The 16,938-nt window shown below is 59.2% G+C and carries 15 protein-coding genes and 2 pseudogenes; 11 read left to right on the forward strand and 6 right to left on the reverse strand.

Translation table 11 applies throughout. The features are described from left to right. Window positions 1–233: 233 nt before the first annotated feature. From pnp to AC0L7L_RS02070, 3 genes and pseudogenes are all read left to right on the forward strand, one after another. Window positions 234–2,345 (forward strand): polyribonucleotide nucleotidyltransferase, encoded by a 2,112-nt coding sequence (gene pnp / locus AC0L7L_RS02060; RefSeq protein ID WP_473511559.1) that lies wholly within the window; start codon window positions 234–236, stop codon window positions 2,343–2,345. Window positions 2,346–2,503: 158 nt separating this feature from the next. Further along, window positions 2,504–3,509, forward strand: a pseudogene (locus tag AC0L7L_RS02065) (class I SAM-dependent methyltransferase). Beyond that, a complete protein-coding gene (locus AC0L7L_RS02070; protein WP_272210005.1) occupies window positions 3,506–3,913 on the forward strand; it encodes a bleomycin resistance protein in 408 nt (135 codons plus the stop codon). Before AC0L7L_RS02065 ends, AC0L7L_RS02070 begins: the two are co-directional and overlap by 4 nt. 11 nt (window positions 3,914–3,924) lie before the next feature. Here AC0L7L_RS02070 and AC0L7L_RS02075 read toward each other — a convergent pair whose 3' ends face one another. Together AC0L7L_RS02075 and AC0L7L_RS02080 are read right to left on the reverse strand one after the other, a co-directional pair. Continuing rightward, window positions 3,925–4,131 carry a DUF1737 domain-containing protein gene (locus AC0L7L_RS02075; RefSeq protein WP_473511564.1) on the reverse strand — a complete coding sequence of 69 codons (207 nt, stop codon included), beginning with the start codon at window positions 4,129–4,131 and terminating at the stop codon, window positions 3,925–3,927. Window positions 4,132–4,139: 8 nt separating this feature from the next. After that, a complete protein-coding gene (locus AC0L7L_RS02080) occupies window positions 4,140–5,036 on the reverse strand; it encodes an HpcH/HpaI aldolase/citrate lyase family protein (RefSeq protein ID WP_473513735.1) in 897 nt (298 codons plus the stop codon). 142 nt (window positions 5,037–5,178) lie between these two features. Here AC0L7L_RS02080 and AC0L7L_RS02085 point away from each other — a divergent pair, with 142 nt between their 5' ends. From AC0L7L_RS02085 to AC0L7L_RS02095, 3 genes are all read left to right on the forward strand, one after another. Continuing rightward, the gene (locus AC0L7L_RS02085; RefSeq protein WP_272210010.1) at window positions 5,179–5,418 is read left to right on the forward strand and encodes a hypothetical protein; all 240 of its coding nucleotides are present in this window, start codon (window positions 5,179–5,181) and stop codon (window positions 5,416–5,418) included. Between the two features lie 150 nt (window positions 5,419–5,568). Next, window positions 5,569–6,174, forward strand: a complete 606-nt coding sequence (gene leuD / locus AC0L7L_RS02090; RefSeq protein ID WP_272210011.1) for a 3-isopropylmalate dehydratase small subunit — start codon at window positions 5,569–5,571, stop codon at window positions 6,172–6,174. Between the two features lie 208 nt (window positions 6,175–6,382). Further along, window positions 6,383–6,637 carry a hypothetical protein gene (locus AC0L7L_RS02095; protein WP_272210012.1) on the forward strand — a complete coding sequence of 85 codons (255 nt, stop codon included), beginning with the start codon at window positions 6,383–6,385 and terminating at the stop codon, window positions 6,635–6,637. 95 nt (window positions 6,638–6,732) lie between these two features. On the opposite strand, the gene AC0L7L_RS02100 is transcribed toward AC0L7L_RS02095, so the two are convergent. Beyond that, complete coding sequence (locus tag AC0L7L_RS02100; RefSeq protein WP_272210013.1) at window positions 6,733–7,473, reverse strand: HAD-IIB family hydrolase; 741 nt, start codon at window positions 7,471–7,473, stop codon at window positions 6,733–6,735. Window positions 7,474–7,476: 3 nt separating this feature from the next. Continuing rightward, entirely contained in the window at window positions 7,477–8,814 is a 1,338-nt protein-coding gene (locus AC0L7L_RS02105; RefSeq protein WP_272210014.1) for a glycosyltransferase, read from the reverse strand. Between the two features lie 223 nt (window positions 8,815–9,037). Here AC0L7L_RS02105 and AC0L7L_RS02110 point away from each other — a divergent pair. From AC0L7L_RS02110 to AC0L7L_RS02130, 5 genes and pseudogenes are all read left to right on the forward strand, one after another. Further along, window positions 9,038–10,305, forward strand: a pseudogene (locus tag AC0L7L_RS02110) (glycerate kinase type-2 family protein). Window positions 10,306–10,470: 165 nt separating this feature from the next. Beyond that, on the forward strand, window positions 10,471–11,454 hold the full coding sequence (locus tag AC0L7L_RS02115) for a polysaccharide deacetylase family protein (protein WP_272210015.1): 984 nt from the start codon (window positions 10,471–10,473) through the stop codon (window positions 11,452–11,454). A gap of 177 nt (window positions 11,455–11,631) precedes the next feature. Further along, entirely contained in the window at window positions 11,632–12,747 is a 1,116-nt protein-coding gene (leuB, locus tag AC0L7L_RS02120) for a 3-isopropylmalate dehydrogenase (RefSeq protein ID WP_272210016.1), read from the forward strand. A 55-nt stretch (window positions 12,748–12,802) separates the two neighbouring features. Then, a complete protein-coding gene (locus tag AC0L7L_RS02125) occupies window positions 12,803–13,573 on the forward strand; it encodes a phosphatase PAP2 family protein (protein WP_473511579.1) in 771 nt (256 codons plus the stop codon). 172 nt (window positions 13,574–13,745) lie between these two features. Beyond that, window positions 13,746–15,275, forward strand: a complete 1,530-nt coding sequence (locus AC0L7L_RS02130; protein ID WP_473511584.1) for a PAS domain S-box protein — start codon at window positions 13,746–13,748, stop codon at window positions 15,273–15,275. A 102-nt stretch (window positions 15,276–15,377) separates the two neighbouring features. On the opposite strand, the gene AC0L7L_RS02135 is transcribed toward AC0L7L_RS02130, so the two are convergent. Together AC0L7L_RS02135 and AC0L7L_RS02140 are read right to left on the reverse strand one after the other, a co-directional pair. After that, window positions 15,378–16,040: an RraA family protein gene (locus AC0L7L_RS02135; RefSeq protein ID WP_473511587.1), complete on the reverse strand. Its 663-nt coding sequence runs from the start codon at window positions 16,038–16,040 to the stop codon at window positions 15,378–15,380. A gap of 1 nt (window position 16,041) precedes the next feature. Further along, window positions 16,042–16,821 (reverse strand): FadR/GntR family transcriptional regulator, encoded by a 780-nt coding sequence (locus AC0L7L_RS02140; protein WP_473511591.1) that lies wholly within the window; start codon window positions 16,819–16,821, stop codon window positions 16,042–16,044. Window positions 16,822–16,938: the final 117 nt, after the last annotated feature.

The raw sequence follows: 16,938 nt of genomic DNA on the forward strand, positions 1-16,938 counted from the left end.
CATGTGCGCCGGTTCCAAGCTGTGGCAGGCGAAGGGATCTGAAACGTGGGCCCGGGGTGAAGGCATTCCCGTACCGCAAGCCGAAACGGACCTGTCATGGGGCAGGATTGCTGGCCGCTTCAGATGTTTGGAAGCGACAAGTTGTCTTGCCCGTGACGTGTCGAAAGAAACGCTGATCGCGTTGCGCTCTTTTCCCCAGGAAAAGAGCTGCGCGCCATATTGAAGGACAAGACATGTTCAACACCCACACAGTGGAAATCGAGTGGGCAGGACGCACACTCAAGCTTGAGACCGGCAAAATTGCCCGTCAGGCTGATGGTGCCGTTCTCGCCACTTACGGTGAAACCGCCGTTCTCGCGACTGTCGTCTCCGCCAAGCAGGCGAAACCAGGGCAGGATTTCTTCCCGCTAACGGTCAACTATCAGGAAAAGACCTATGCAGCCGGCAAGATTCCCGGTGGCTATTTCAAGCGTGAAGGTCGTCCGAGCGAAAATGAAACGCTGACGTCGCGCCTGATCGACCGTCCGATCCGTCCGCTGTTCCCGGAAGGCTATAAGAACGATACGCAGGTCGTTGTCACCGTTCTGCAGCATGACCTTGAAAACAACCCGGACGTTCTGGCGATGGTGGCCACGTCTGCCGCGCTGACGATTTCCGGTGTTCCCTTCATGGGCCCGATTGCCGGTGCGCGCGTTGGCTACATCAACGGCGAATACGTGCTGAACCCGCATGTTGACGAAATGCCCGAAACCGCGCTTGACCTGATTGTCGCCGGTACCGGTGATGCCGTCTTGATGGTGGAATCGGAAGCCAAGGAACTCAACGAAGAGATCATGCTCGGCGCTGTGATGTTCGGCCACAAGGGTTTCCAGCCGGTCATCGACGCGATTATCAAGCTCGCCGAAGTTGCCGCCAAGGAACCGCGTGAGTTCGAACCGGAAGATTTCTCCGCACTCGAAGCCGATATGCTGTCCTTCATCGAAGGCGAACTGCGCGACGCTTACAAGATCACCGACAAGGCTGCCCGCTACACGGCCGTTGACGCCTGCAAGGCGAAGGTCAAGGAGCGCTACGCGCCGGCTGAAGGCGAAGAAGCCAAGTACACCGCTGAAGAAATCGGCGCCGTGTTCAAGCATCTTCAGGCCAAGATCGTTCGCTGGAACATTCTCGACACCAAGAGCCGTATCGACGGTCGCGATCTGGAAACCGTTCGTCCTATCGTTTCGGAAGTCGGTCTTCTGCCGCGCACCCACGGTTCGGCCCTGTTCACCCGTGGCGAAACCCAGGCTTTGGTCGTTGCCACGCTGGGCACCGGCGAAGATGAGCAGTATGTCGATCACCTGACCGGCATGTACAAGGAAAAGTTCCTGCTGCATTACAACTTCCCGCCCTATTCGGTCGGTGAAACAGGCCGCATGGGCTCCCCGGGCCGCCGCGAAATCGGCCACGGCAAGCTGGCATGGCGCGCAATTCGCCCGATGCTGCCGACCACGGAGCAGTTCCCCTACACGCTGCGCGTCGTTTCCGAGATCACCGAATCCAACGGTTCCTCGTCGATGGCCACCGTTTGCGGCACCTCGCTGGCGCTGATGGATGCCGGTGTTCCGCTGGCAAAGCCGGTTGCCGGTATCGCCATGGGCCTGATCCTCGAAGGTGAGCGTTTTGCCGTTCTCTCTGACATTCTCGGTGATGAGGATCATCTCGGCGACATGGACTTCAAGGTTGCCGGTACCGCTGAAGGCATCACCTCGCTGCAGATGGACATCAAGATCGCCGGTATCACTGAAGAGATCATGAAGATCGCGCTCAATCAGGCGCAGGGTGGCCGCAAGCACATTCTCGGCGAAATGGCCAATGCCATCACCGAGGGCCGCGAGCAGCTCGGCGAATATGCACCGCGCATCGAAATGATGACCATTGCAGTCGACAAGATCCGTGACGTTATCGGTTCGGGCGGCAAGGTTATCCGCGAAATCGTCGAAAAGACCGGCGCCAAGATCAACATTGATGATGACGGCACGATCAAGATCGCGTCTTCTTCGGGCAAGGAAATCGAAGCCGCCAAGAAGTGGATCCACTCCATTGTTGACGAGCCGGAGCTGAATGCGATTTACGAAGGCACAGTCGTCAAGACCGCCGACTTTGGCGCGTTCGTCAACTTCTTCGGCCCGCGCGACGGTCTCGTCCACATCTCGCAGCTGGCTTCCGAGCGCGTTGCCAAGACCACCGATGTGGTCAAGGAAGGTGACAAGGTCTGGGTCAAGCTCATCGGCTTTGATGAGCGTGGCAAGGTCAAGCTGTCGATGAAGGTCGTCGACCAGGAAACCGGTAAGGAAGTGGCGTAAGCCAGTTTCCAGTTTAAGGACGACGCTGCCGAAAAATGCAGCGTCGGACCACGTTTTTGCTTCGTCGCTCAACGTCGGCGGTGCGGAGGCGTCGTCTTCGAGTTGGAATTATCAGGCGTGAGCGGAAAGCTCGCGCCTTTTTAACAGGTGCAATTCCCATGTCCCGTGAAACACTGAAAACGCTTTTCCATCCCTTCGATAGCGGCACCATAGAGCCGGCGTCTGGCCGCGTTCTGTTTCTGGGTGCTGAGGCCGGCTACCGTCTGCCGGAAGGTTTTTCCGATGACATCGCCGCCGTGCAGCCGTTCTCGTCCGCCTTATAATGCGCTTGAGAAGTCCGGGGCTACCGTTGCCCCGGAAGCCGGCGAGGGTCCATTTGCGCTCACGCTGATCCTTCTGACCAAGCATCGCGGTGAGAACGAAAACCGGGTGGCCGAGGCGCTCGAAAAGACGGCGCCCGGCGGCTTTATCGTCATTGCGGGCGCGAAGGACGACGGCGTTCAGTCGATGCGCAAACGGCTCGGCAAGCTTTTTCCCGACCTCGAAGCGATGCCGAAATATCACGGTGTCGCGCTCTGGTTCACCCGTCCGGATGACGTGACGGCGGCGATCGAGAGCATGACCCATCCGACGGTCGAGATCGATGGCCGGTTTACCACTGTGCCGGGGCTGTTCTCGCACGACCGGGTGGATGAGGGCTCGCGTATTCTGGCCGAACGGCTGCCGGCGAATTTCTCCGGGCTTGCTGCTGATTTCGGCGCGGGCTGGGGTTACCTTTCGGCCATGATGGCCGAAATTGCGCCCTCAACCGTCGGCATCGATCTTTATGAGGCGGATTGGCGGGCGCTCGAGCGGGCAAAGGTCAATCTTGCAGCCATTGGTCCATCCACACGTTTCTTCTGGCAGGACCTGGCAGGCGAGCCGGTCAAGACCCGCTATGATCTGATCTTCATGAACCCGCCTTTCCACGCTGGAAAGGCCGCCGAGCCGTCTCTTGGCAAGGCGATGGTGAAGGCGGCTTCTGACGCGCTGAAGCCCGGCGGCAGGTTGATGCTGGTTGCCAATCGCGGTCTGCCTTACGAAGACGTTCTGGCCGCCCATTGCAAGAAGAGTGGTGAAGACTATCGCAATGCCCGCTTCAAGCTTCTTTGGGGCGTGAAGTGAAATTCAATGCCCTGATCCCGGAATTCGGGATCAAGAACCTTGCCACCAGCCTCGATTTCTATGTCGGTCTTCTTGGCTTTTCGGTGGTGTATGACCGGCCGGAGGAGGGCTTTGCCTTCATTCAACTCGGTGAAGCACAACTGATGCTCGATACGATCGGCATGGGGCGCACCATTGGTGATGAAACGTCGGTGGTCGGCGGCGGCATCAATGTTCAGCTCGAGGTTGATGATTTCGACGGTATTGCAGACCGGCTGGCTGCCGCCGGCTGGCTCTTGCTGAAAGGGCCGGAAGTGCGCTGCTACCGCACGCCCGAGGGCGAAAAAGCTCAGCATCAACTCTGGGTGCGCGATCCCGATGGCTACCTGCTAAGGCCATTCAAGCCGCTTGATCAAGCAGCCTGAACAAGGCTTTTCTACTGTTCGCCAAGCTTGATCGACGGATCATACTCTTTGCCCTCGACCTCTTTCACCACGGCCTGACCGCAATAGGTCTTGCCGAGAAGCGGGTCGTAGGTCAGCGAAGGAGAGCCGTGCAGCTCCCAGCCCTTGTTCAGCGCGTCGGTCACCCGATGGCAGAAGCTGGATTCGTCCGGGCCGGTCAAAAATCGGTAGAGTTTCATATGGGGTCCTATTCGGAGTTTCTTGCCTTGGCGAGCAGGGCCTCGGCCTGTTCAAGATGCAGGCGCTCGATCATCCGGCCGTCAAGGTCGATGACGTTATGCCCGTCCGCTCCCGGTTTCGCAAATGCTTCGACGATGGCGCGGGCCTCCGCGAGGGCGGCCTCCGATGGGCTGAAATGCGCATTGGCCGGGTCGATCTGGCCGGGATGGATCAGCATCTTGCCATCAAAGCCCATGGCGCGCGCCTCTGTGCATTCAGTCTCGAACCCGGCATTGTCGGCAAAGTCGTTATAGACGCCATCGATGACAGCAACATCATAGGCGCGGGCGGCAAGAACCACCTGCATCAGCCAGGGTACCAGATAAGCGCGGCCGGGCGCAGGTGCCACGCCGGTTGCCGAGCGCAAATCGTTGACGCCGACGATCAGGGCTTCGAGCCTGCCGCCGGCGCTGATCTGCGAATAGGCCCCAGCAATGGCGGCGGCGTTGACGATGCCGGCGGGTGTTTCGAGCATGGCCCACAGGCGAATGCGCAGCGGCGCACCATTGCGGTTCAACATCGCGCTGGCCGCTGCAAGGTTGGCGACGGTCTCCACCTTTGGCAGCAGGATCGCATCCGGCTGGCAGGCCAGTGCCGTCTTCATATCTTCCTGGCCGGTCTCGGTGGTGAGCGGGTTTATCCTGATGGCGGTGGTCACGCCGGTGGGACGATTATGCGTAAAAAGCTGTTCCAGGTTTTCGCGTGCCTCGGCCTTGCGGCCATGCGCGACGGAATCTTCGAGATCGTAGATTACGGCGTCAGCAGCCAGGGTTTTGGACTTTTCAAGCGCACGGCGGTTGACGGCGGGCACAGACAGGGCGGAGCGCCAAAGTTTGATCTCTTTCACGGCCATATTCCTAACAATATCCGGACTCATTGTATTTACAGTCACATCGAATTGAAGCTTTTCAAAAAATGTATCGTCAATCAATGAGACAAAATGGCTTGGACCTCTTGCGAAAGCCTTGTCGAAGCGCCAGATTAGAAATTGTGAAAGGAATTTGACAATGGAAAATATCCGTACTGTTTTCATGGCAATTGTCGGTTTGGCCGCCTTGGCGTGTGTGACTGTCTTTGCTGCTTCCATTGGCCTTGCGCTGGTTGCCGTGCTCGCCGTTCTGACGGTTGCGCGGATGATCGCCTTCAAGCTTAACCACGCAGCCGTAACGGTGAAAAACCGCGATTGCCGTAAGCGTGATGGCATGCGCGTCTGGGATGACGGCCGCGGCAAGATCATCGACCTTTAAGGTCAGCGCAATTCCTGTCCAGCCCGGGCGGCTTTCCGGCCGCCTGTTTTGCGGGCGTACTCAAAGGTACAGTTTTTCGTTGAAATCGGCGGCAAAGCGCTTTAGATCGAAGGCCTCTATAAAAGCTTCAATCGCGCTGAGGGATCTAGCATGGAAAAATTCGTCAAGCTGACCGGTGTTGCCGCGCCGTTGCCCGTGGTCAATGTCGACACCGACATGATCATTCCCAAGGATTACCTCAAGACGATCAAGCGCACCGGGCTTGGCACAGGTCTCTTTGCCGAGGCGCGCTATAATCAGGACGGCACGGAAAACCCGGATTTTGTCCTGAACAAGCCGGCCTACCGGGATGCGAAAATCCTTGTTGCTGGCGATAATTTCGGCTGCGGCTCCTCGCGTGAGCATGCGCCGTGGGCGCTCGCCGATTTCGGCATCCGTTGCGTCATCTCCACCAGCTTTGCCGATATCTTCTACAATAACTGCTTCAAGAACGGTATTCTGCCGATTACTGTGTCGCAGAAGGAACTCGACCAGTTGATGGATGACGCCGAGCGCGGATCCAACGCTGTGGTCACCGTCGACCTGGAAAATCAGGAAATTTCCGGCCCGGATGGTGGTTCGGTCAAGTTCGAAGTCGATGCCTTCAGGCGTCATTGCCTGCTGAACGGTCTCGACGACATTTCGCTGACGCTGGAAAAGAGCGACAGTATCGCAGGCTATGAGACCAAGCTTGCCACCGAACGTCCCTGGGCCTGATCGGGCCGGCAATCTGATATCCGAATTGGCGGGGCCGGTCTTGTGACCGGCCTTTTTTGTTGCGGTAACCGCGTATGGCAGCACTCAATCTGGCTCGGCGGGGGAGGCATGCGGAATACTGATTCTGCAGAACGGGCGAACATTAAGATTTGCCGCGGTGGAAATGCTCAGCTACATTGCATGCAAGGGTTGCATTTAGGAGGGGAGCATGCGCTTTATCACAATTGCCGCTGCACTGACGCCTGTTGCGGTGGGATTTCCGTTCGCTTCGGTCGGACATGAGCTTTCGAGTGGAGCGCCGGTGTTTTCGGATGCGGACTTGCCGCTGTTGGCTGTCACCTGCCAGCGTCGCGATCAGGAAGAGAGCGGTTCGACCCGAAGATGTTACTATGAATGTCTTGGCAAACGCATTGAGATCGAAGTGCGGCGCTCGGAATCATGTCCGCTGATGATTGATCGCTGATCGGGTTCGGCGAGCTGCAGCACCTGTTCTCAAAAGTTAATCTCGTAGTGAGGGTGGCTGTCGTGCGGCGCGCATTATGCACGCCGCACCGCTTTTCAGATCGGCACGCCGAAATGGCGCAGGCCCTCGATCACGCCGTCGGCGATTTCGCCTTTGGCCTGATAAATCCGGCCATTGCCGTGGGCAAGCTGCCTGAGTTCGTCGAAGCCGTTGGCGGGGATGATGCCCCGAACATCCGACACCTCGAACATGGCAGCGTCGTTGCCGGTATCGCCTGCAACGACAACCTCGTCATGGGCGATGCCGAGTGTGTCGCAAAGCCAGGACAGGCAGGCGCCCTTGTCTGCCGTGCGCGGCAGAACATCGAGGTCGCGGTCCGATGAATAGACCAGCTTGACCACAAGTCCTTCGGCTGAGAGCGCATCCGCGATGGCGGAAAGCCGGTCCTTCCCGGCATTGTTCAGATACCAGCTTGACTTGAAGGCGTGCTGATAGCGTGCCGGCTGATAGCTGACATCCGGGATATCGCCCATGATCTTTCCAACCTTGGCGACGTCGAAACCGGCGCCGATATAGTCGTGGAAGCCATCGACGGGGCGCTTTGCCTTATGGTCGTGGACCATGGTGCCGACACCGCCGATCAGGAAGTCGGGCTCCGGAAGCCCGGCTGTGCCGATCAGCGCGCGGATATCGTCAACAAGACGCCCGCTGTTATAGACCAGGATCGGACGGTCACTCTCGGGGATCGCCTCGAAGGCGTTCCGGAAACGCGCCGTCGAGCCATTGTCGCCGACCAGCGTGCCGTCGAGATCGGAGGAGAAAAGTCTGATCGTCATGGTTCAGTCGCCGTCGTTCCAGGGTTCTGCCCAGTCACTGTCGGTCAGCGACTGTCGCATCGGTCGCCCTTCCACCAGCGAGATCAACTGCTGGGCGATGCCGGTCCAGGTGAACAGGCTGCGCGCCTTGTGGGCACCCATACGGGCCAGCCGGTTGTAAAGCCTCTGGTGTTTGAACGGCTTCATCATCATGATACCGAGATCGTATTTGTCGAACGTATCGGCAAACAGCGCATGGCGGCCGAAGCTGATCGCACGGTAAAGACCGCCATTGGTGGTCACCACGGTTGGTGTGCCGGAGGCCATGGCCTCGATTGCGGTCATGCCGAACGGTTCGTAGCGGCTGGAGAGCACGAACATGTCGGCCGCACGATAGATATCGGGCAGGGCCTCGTCGGAGACATAGCCGGAGAAATGAACCTTGTCTTCCAGCTCCAGCGTTTTGACCTGATCCTTCAACTCATTGAGAATGCGGGTTTCAAGCTCATCCATATCCGCGCCGCCGACAGCCAGATGAAGCTCGGCATCGGGCACACGCTCGACCATCACGGAAAACGCCTCGATCAGCAGGTCGTACCCCTTGTTGGTGGCCAGCCTGCCGAGTGCCAGCACGGACTTGCCCTTGAAGCCGAACTGTTCGCGCAGCATGTTTCGCGAGGCTGCCGAGATCGGATAGAACCGGTTGTCGTCGTAGCCCGGCGGGATCATGTAAACGCGGTCTTCGCGGATACCGTAATCCTCAACCAGCATGTCGACCTGGATCGGCGTTGTCGCGATCACACTGTCGCAGGCGCGGTATATCTTGTTTTCATGCTTGATCCGTTCGGTGAAGTTGAAGTCCTTTTCGAACTGCTCCTTCTTGTCCGGATAGTCCGTTTCCATCGTCCGCTTCTTCCACAGGCCCAGCGAATGCGGGGTATGGAGATGCGGAATGGACAGCGCTTCGGCCAGTCTCAGGCCGGCATAACCGGCATCCCAATAATGGGAATTGATGAAATTATAGCTCAGATCGTGCTCGCGCATGTAGCGCAGTGCGTTTTCGCTCCACTCCAGAAGGTTTTTATAAAGGTATTCCTTGGGAATGAATTCCTTGCCGCCGCAGGGAATGCGGACGACGCGCACGCGCTCGTCAACCTCGTCGATTTCCGGCTGGTCCTCGAACCGGCGGGTGTAGATGTCGACGGAAAAACCGAGTTGGGCGAGTTTCTTTGAAAGCTCGAGAATATAAACAACCTGGCCGCCGGTATCGGCAGCACCGAGTGGAGGATCGGCCGCGACATAGCCGTGGGTGGAAACAAGAGCGATACTGGGAAATTTATCGGACTCGTTTATGTGAGCCATAATGGATCCTTCCTTGCAATACGTCGGGTGACATCGCGCAGCGGTCGGTTTCGCTATCAAGCATGATGGTCGTCTGTGGTGAAATCTTCAGACGAAAGAAACGGCCGGGCACACGTCCCGCGCCATAGTAACGCATAAAGCACGCATTGGTTCCGAAGAAACTTGAGAAGGGCAGGTTTCTGTGGAAGATTTGGATCATACTCCAAGCCCTACAGGAAAAAACATGCAATTTAATGACGATCCGGCCGGTTTTCTGCGTTCACTCTTCGACGTTGCGGTGGCGGCCGCAGATCCGATGGAACAGGTCTCCAGATATCTGCCCGAATTGCCGAAGGGCCGCACCATCGTCGTTGGCGCGGGCAAGGGTTCGGCCCGCATGGCCGAGGCGCTGGAAGCTTGCTGGGAAGGTCCGCTCGAAGGTGTGGTCGTGACCCGCTATGGCCACGAAGCACCATGCGACAAGATCCAGATCCTCTCCGCCTCCCACCCTGTGCCGGACGAAGCCGGTGAGCGCGCCGCCAAGCAAATCCTGGAGACGGTGTCCGATCTCACGGAAGATGACCTGGTGATTGTGCTGATTTCCGGAGGGGGTCGGCGCTTCTGTCCCTTCCGCAGGAGGGGCTGACGCTGGATGACAAGATCGCGATCAACAAGGCGCTGTTGCGCTGCGGAGCCTCGATCGATGAGGTCAACTGCGTGCGCAAGCACCTGTCCGCGATCAAGGGCGGTTGGCTTGCCGCTGCGATCCATCCGGCTCGCTGCCACACATTGCTGATATCCGATGTGCCGGGCGATGACCCGGCGATCATCGCCTCGGGACCGACTGTCGGCGAGGCCACAACGGCGGAAGATGCCAAGGCGATCATCAAACGCTACCGCATCGAGCTGCCGGATCATGTGGCCCAGCATCTGGATTCGCGGCTTGCTGAATGCGTGGCGCCGGATGATCCACGGCTGGCGCGGGCCGACAATCACATCATTGCAACCCCGCTGATCTCGCTTCAGGCCGCGGCAGAAAAAGCGCGTGCGGCAGGGCTGAACGTACTGGTGCTTGGCGACACGATCGAAGGGGAGGCGAGCGAGGTCGGCATTGTGCATGCGGGCATTGTCGAGGCCATCTATCATCACAATGTTCCGCTACCCCGTCCGGCACTGGTTCTTTCCGGCGGCGAAACCAGCGTGACCGTGAAGGGCGACGGCCGCGGCGGCCGCAATGTCGAGTTTCTGCTTTCTCTGGCCGTGCACCTAAACGGGCTTCCGGATGTCCATGCGCTTTCTGGCGATACCGACGGGGTCGACGGGCGCGAAGAGGTCGCTGGCGCCGTAATCGGTCCCGACACGCTCGAACGGGCGAGGGCCGCCGGCATCGATGCGCGGGCGATGCTTGAAAACAATGATGCTCACAGTTTTTTCGAGGCGCTCGGCGATCAGGTGATCACCGGACCGACACTGACCAATGTCAACGATTTCAGGGCCATCCTTATACTTTAACCGGCAGGTGTTGGGCTTGCGGTGCTATGGACTGCTGACATAAGGCTCCAATGTACGGGCTGATTTACCGATTGGTAACCATATTGCCACATTTTTTGATGAAGACCCCGACCGGTGCATTTCGCCGGTCGCGATTCACAAGTCTCTGGCTGAACTGGATTACCAATGCATCGTTTGCTGAACGGCCTTTTCGGCCTTGGCGTCCTGGCGCTCGCCTCGTGCGCGTCCTCCGGACATCGTGATACGGTCGCATTGCAGACAGCGCTGGTTGCGACCGAAGCGCCCCTGGATATCAGCGGCGGCAGCCCGGAGGCTCTCGAGAAGATGGTGACGGGGTCAATCGACAACGAACCAGAACCCGCGCCGGTTCAGATCGGCTCGATCCACGCACGGATCGTTCCGGGCGCGGATCAAGGCGCGCCGTTGCAGCCTGTTCACCTCGCCGGGGATGGGGTGCCGCGTACATATCCGCTCGCCGGTCGCACGATCTATCTCGAGGAAACCCGTGACATCCTGCTTGCCCCCAAGGAAGTCGTCCTCACATTCGATGACGGCCCGGTTCCGGGCCGCACACCTGCGGTGCTGCATGCGCTCGAAAACCATGGCGTCAGGGGACTGTTTTTCATGGTCGGCGAAATGGCGCACTACTATCCTGAAATTGCAGCAGAAGTTGTCGAAAGCGGCCAGACCATCGGTTCGCACACCTATTCGCATCCGCACCTGCCGGCGCTTTCGCTTGCGGCGGCTGTTGCCAATATCGACCGCGGCGCACACGCGGTAGAGAAGGCAACCGGCGTGGCCCCACGCTTCTTCCGCTTCCCTTATCTTGCCGAGAATAAAAGCCTCGACCAGGCGCTGCTGGATCGCGGTATGATCCCGGTCGGCATCGATATCGATTCACGTGACTACGAGGAGGCCTCGACGTCTGTTCTGGTCAACAGGATCATGACCGGTCTCCAAAAGCGCGGTGGCGGGATTGTGCTGATGCACGACCTGCAGGGCCGCACGGCGCGTGCCATCGGTCCGTTGCTCAACCGGCTTGAGGTCGAAGGCTACAAGGTGGTAACGGTCAGATCCGGACGGCCACCGGAGGAAAAACCGGAAACGCTGATGGCACGGCTGTCCCGCAATACCCTCTTTGCGCAGTAGCCTGCGGTTTCAGGGCGTACCGCAAGCCGCCGAACCGGCTTGAAAAGGCTGAGATTGCGGTCTAGAACCGCGGCATTCCGGCGGATGCGATCGTGATCGGCCCGCCACCGATGTGCTGCCGCGGAGCATGACGTTTCAGCAGGCAGCGCACGGGTTTCAGCAAAACGGGAGGCGTCCATGAGCCATCGTAAACTGTTTCTTCTGCCCGGTGACGGTATCGGCCCGGAAATTACCGCAGAACTCGAAAAGATCATCGCGTTCATGAACGAGAAGACCGGTGCCGGCTTTGAGGTCGAAAAGGGTCTTGTCGGCGGATCGGCCTATGATGCTCATGGCGTCGCGATCTCCGATGATGACATGGCGCGGGCGATGGCGGCCGATGCTGTGATTCTGGCGGCTGTCGGCGGTCCGAAATGGGACAATGTGCCGTATGATGTGCGGCCCGAAGCCGGCCTGCTTCGCCTGCGCAAGGATATGCAGCTGTTCGCCAATCTGCGTCCGGCGATCTGCTATTCCGCACTGGCCGCGTCCTCCTCGCTGAAGCCTGAACTGGTCGAAGGCCTCGATATCCTGATCGTGCGTGAGCTCACCGGTGGCGTCTATTTCGGTGAGCCGAAGGAGATCATCGATCTCGACAACGGCCAGCAGCGCGCCATCGATACGCAGGTCTATGACACCTATGAAATCGAACGCATCGCAGCCGTTGCCTTCGATCTCGCCAGCACCCGTGACAACCGGGTCTGCTCGATGGATAAGCGCAATGTGATGAAGTCCGGCCTGTTCTGGAACCAGGTCGTCAGCCGTGTTCATGCCGAGAAATATCCCGATGTTCAGCTCTCGCACATGCTCGCCGACGCCGGTGGCATGCAACTGGTGCGCGCCCCGAAACAGTTCGATGTGATCGTCACCGATAATCTCTTCGGCGATCTGCTGTCCGATGTTGCCGCCATGCTGACCGGTTCGCTCGGTATGCTGCCGTCGGCCTCGCTTGGCGCTGAAGACCCGGCGACAGGCAAGCGCAAGGCAATGTATGAGCCCGTGCACGGCTCCGCGCCGGATATCGCCGGTCAGGGCGTTGCCAATCCGCTGGCCATGATTGCCTCGTTTGCAATGTGCATGCGTTACTCTTTCAACATGATTGCGGAAGCCGAAGCACTGGATGCGGCGATTGCCCAGGTGCTGGAAGACGGGCTTCGCACCGGTGACATCATGGCGGAAGGTTGCCGCAAGGTCGGGACCACGGCCATGGGTGACGCGGTGGTCGAAGCTTTTGCAAGCAAACTGGCTGTCTGAGAAATCCTTTGGCGCCGGTCCTTCCAAACCGGCGCCGATCCCTAAATTGGTGCGGATGAAAGAAACGCACCAATCTCAGCCCGTATCCGGCCTGCGCCTTTTCTGGAAACGCAAAACGGCGGCAAAGTCCTTTTCCATTGCTGCGACCCGCTGGCCCTGGTTCCTGTTTCCCGCCGCGACCATGGCTCTGTTGTTCCTGGCCACGCTCGATGGTCCGGTCGCGGTCGCCCGCGATGCCATGTCGCCAGCATTTCAGGATGTCGCCGGGCGCATGACCGACCTGACCACCGCGCCCTGGATTCTGGTCGTGAGCGGCGTTGTCGCACTTGCTGCGCTGGCTTTTCTGGCAAGGTCCTCAACCGTGTCTGGCCGATATCGCGCGGTCCTCATCGTTCATCAGGCCTCATATGTGTTTGCCACCGTGGCGCTTGCCAGTGCGACGGTCAATGTGGTGAAGCGGCTGATTGGAAGAGCGCGGCCGACGCTGTTCGAAAGCGTTGGCGATCTGCATTTCAATGTCGGCGGCTGGGCCTATGACTATGCGAGCTTTCCCTCCGGTCATGCCACCACCTCAGGTGCGGTCTTCGCCGCACTTGCGTTGCTTTTTCCCCGGATGGGGCCGGGTTTTGCCTGCGTTGCGATTTTCTTCGCATTTGCTCGCGTTGCTGTCGGAGCGCATTATCCAAGCGACATTTCGGCCGGCCTTTTTTACGGCGCATGGGTTGCGGTGCTGATGTCTGTGATATTCGCGCATTATCGTCTGCTGTTTGCAACTCCTGAAAAAGGGCTGCCGCGGCGCAGAGGTCCTGCCGGAGGGCGTGGCTGAACTGCGGCCTTTTGCCGGGAGTCGGGCTGTCAGGGCCGGCATGCTCTGTCATTGCGCCGGCATGCCGCAGAACGCCTGGGCCAATGCTCCTTGCTGTTTTAAAATGATAGCAGAACCGGTTGACCCCGGCTATTGTGCGGTATTCACCCACCTTTTTTGTCAGAAGTAATCGATGAGCCAATCAGATGAGAGCCGGGCAGGCGAGAGCCAGGCAGACGACACCCGTGCAGACGAGAACGGGGCAGACGAAACCCGGATTGAACACGAGCTGCACCGAGTTGCAGCCTCCAACGATCCCTTTGCCGCAGCTGTCCGCACCACCCGGATGCCGATGCTGATCACCGATCCGGCGCGGCCCGACAACCCTGTGGTTTTTGCCAATGACGCATTCCTGCTGCTGACAGGTTACGAGCGGGATGAGCTTTTGGGCCGGAACTGCCGGTTCCTGCAGGGCCCCGGCACGAATTCTGACGATATCACCAAGGTGCGCAATGCGATCGCGCGTCAGGAGCCGATCGAGATCGACCTGCTCAACTACCGCAAGGACGGTTCGAGTTTCTGGAACCGGGTTCTGATCTCGCCGGTTTTCGACGATCAAGGTAAGCTGACCTATTTCTTTGCCTCGCAGTTCGATGTGACGCCTGAGCGTCGGCGGATCGCGGAAATGCATGTCTCGCAGGAGGAGCTTGAGACGCAGATCGAGCAGCGCATCCAGGATCTGAGAGCTTCTGAAAACCGTCTGCGCTTTATCCTTGAAGCCGCGAAAATGGGATCGTGGACCCTCGAGCTTGCCACAAAAAGACTGATCGTTTCCGCGCAGGCCAAGGCCAATTTGGGGCTGGCACCCGCCGACCGGTTGACCCTCGAAGATGTCCGCAAGGCTGTCGACCCTGCAGATCTCGAGGACTGGTCCGCTGGGCTGGAGCGCACGATAAGCGGCGAGCAGGACCTCCACATGGTCTATCGCATCCGCACACCGAATGGTGAACTGCGCTGGCTGGAGGCACGCGGCCAGCTGTCCGGCGCTCCCGACGGTCACCAGTTCGTCAGCGGGATTACCCAGGACATCACAGAGCGCAAGGAGGCGGAGGAGCATAGAAAGCTGCTCGCCCGCGAACTCAACCACCGGGTCAAGAATTCACTCGCAATCGCGCAGTCGATCTTCTCGCAGTCGCTGAAGTCTGCTGGCTCAATCGATGAAGCCCAGAAAATCGCTTTCGGGCGTATCCACGCCATGTCGACGGCGCAGGACCTTCTGACCAAGGAGGGCTGGAATTCGGCCGAACTGCGCGCACTCGTCGGGGATGTGATGGAGCCGTTCAAGGGGGCCGATATCAGGATCGGTGGGCCGCGTGTCATCCTCAATGCGCAGGCGGTCTCCGCGTTGTCGCTGGCGCTTTACGAACTGGCGACCAATGCCACGAAATATGGCGCGCTTTCGGTGCCCGGAGGCTCGGTGACGATCCACTGGGAGATCGTCAAAAACGATCGCCGCACGCTGCATTTTCACTGGAGTGAGATGGGTGGGCCACCGGTCGAGCCGCCGAAAAAACGTGGATTCGGGTCGCGCATGATCGAAGAGATCGTTGCCAATTCGATGGAGGGCAAGGCCAGGATCGAATACCGGCCGACCGGTGTGCTTTACAGGATCGTGGCGGATCTTCCAGATGATCCCGACAGGATCGGCCCGCGCGAGAGGTAGGCCGGGGAGCCTGCCTGAGCAGCAGTGCCTTCCGGCAAAAGAAAGACCCCGAAGCTGCAATCAAAGCAGGCTTCAGGGCCAGTCGGGGAGGGGGCTTTTTTGTTATTCTGCCGGCCAGATGGCCTGCAGCTTTTCGCCCGCCAGAATGCGGTCGCGATTGGTGGCTTCTTCCTTGCCGAGCGCGTCGGCCTGATCGGCGACGGCCTTGACGTGTTCCTTTGCGATCACGACCACACCGTCGATATCGCCGAAGATCACATCGCCGGGTTTGACGGTCGCCTTGCCGATCTGCAGCGGGACCTGGCTTTTCTTCGGTTCCTTCTTGCCGGTCACGCCGATCGGGCTCGGCATGGTGCCGAACAGCGGATAGCCGAGCGAGCGCACCTGTGCGAGATCGCGCACTGTGCCGTTGACGACGGTTGCGGCGCAGCCGTGGGTCTTGGCGCCGGTGCTCATCAGTTCACCGGAGCAGGAGCCCGGTGCACAGGAGGCGTCGCAGACCATGATGCCGCCCTTGGGGGCGTTGTCGATGGCGTTGTGGTAAACGTCCTGAGGTTCGCCCTTCCTGTCGGACGGTTCGAACAGCACCGTGACAGCCGGTCCGCAGACCACGTCACCAGGTTCGAGTGCGCCGAGAAGCGAGATGCCCTCGAGGCAACCCCACAGGCCGAGCGCTTCCATGCTGTCATGGATGTCGCCGGAGTACCATTTCTTCAGGCGTTCGATTGCCTCCCAATCGGTGTCCGAATAGTCGAAGTCGGCCATTTTATTCCTCTTTTCTGGCTTTTTTCTGGTTGGATTTCTCGATCGCCTGTCGCAGGTAGTCTGCGGAATTGTCGATCTGGGCGCGCAGCAGCGCCTTGGAGCCGGCCTTGTCGCGCTTGCTGATCAGGTCGAAAATACTGGCGTGTTCGGCATAGGCCTCGTCGAGCGATTTTGTCGGCACCCGGCTGGATACGTGGATCACGTCGTTGATGAGGCCGGAAAGATTGTCATAGATGTGTTGCAGCACCTGGTTGTCGGTTGCATGCACCAGCGCCAGGTGGAAGCTGGCATCGGCGTTGACGAAGCCGGAAAAGTCTTTCTGGTCGCGGGCCTTCTGCATTGCTTCCAGCGCAGCCTCGACCGCCGGGGTGACCGGGTTTTCCAGATCCGTCAGGATTTCCAGAACCTCTGCCTCGATCATCCGGCGCACGGCCATGAGCTGCAGCAGGTAGTCGGGGTCGGTTGAAAAGCGCTGGCGCACCGTGACGGCAAGCGTGTCGAGGTAGCCATCGACATCGTCGCGCACAACTTCGGTGCGTTCGCCATGACGCCGGCGCACCAGCCCCTTGGTTTCTAGCACCTGGATCGCCTCGCGCACGGAGCGGGTGGACACGCCGAATTCACTGGCAATGGCGCTTTCGGAGCCAAGGCGGTCGCCGATATTCAGTTCGCCGTTCAGGATACGGTTTTCCAGAATGGACGATACTTCCGAGTGCAGGCGTTCACGCCGCCGGAGCAGTCCGCTATTGCTCTTTTCGGTTTCGACATCGGTTCTCGTCATGTGGTTCCGTTCCTCTTCATTGTGTTGACAATACTTATGTCATGAGTCATAAGTCAAGTGTTATGTCATTGCGGGGTCGCTGCGAAAGCGGGTTCGAAGCAAGACTCACAACGGGAG

It is taken from the genome of Martelella sp. K41-7, assembly GCF_055808365.1.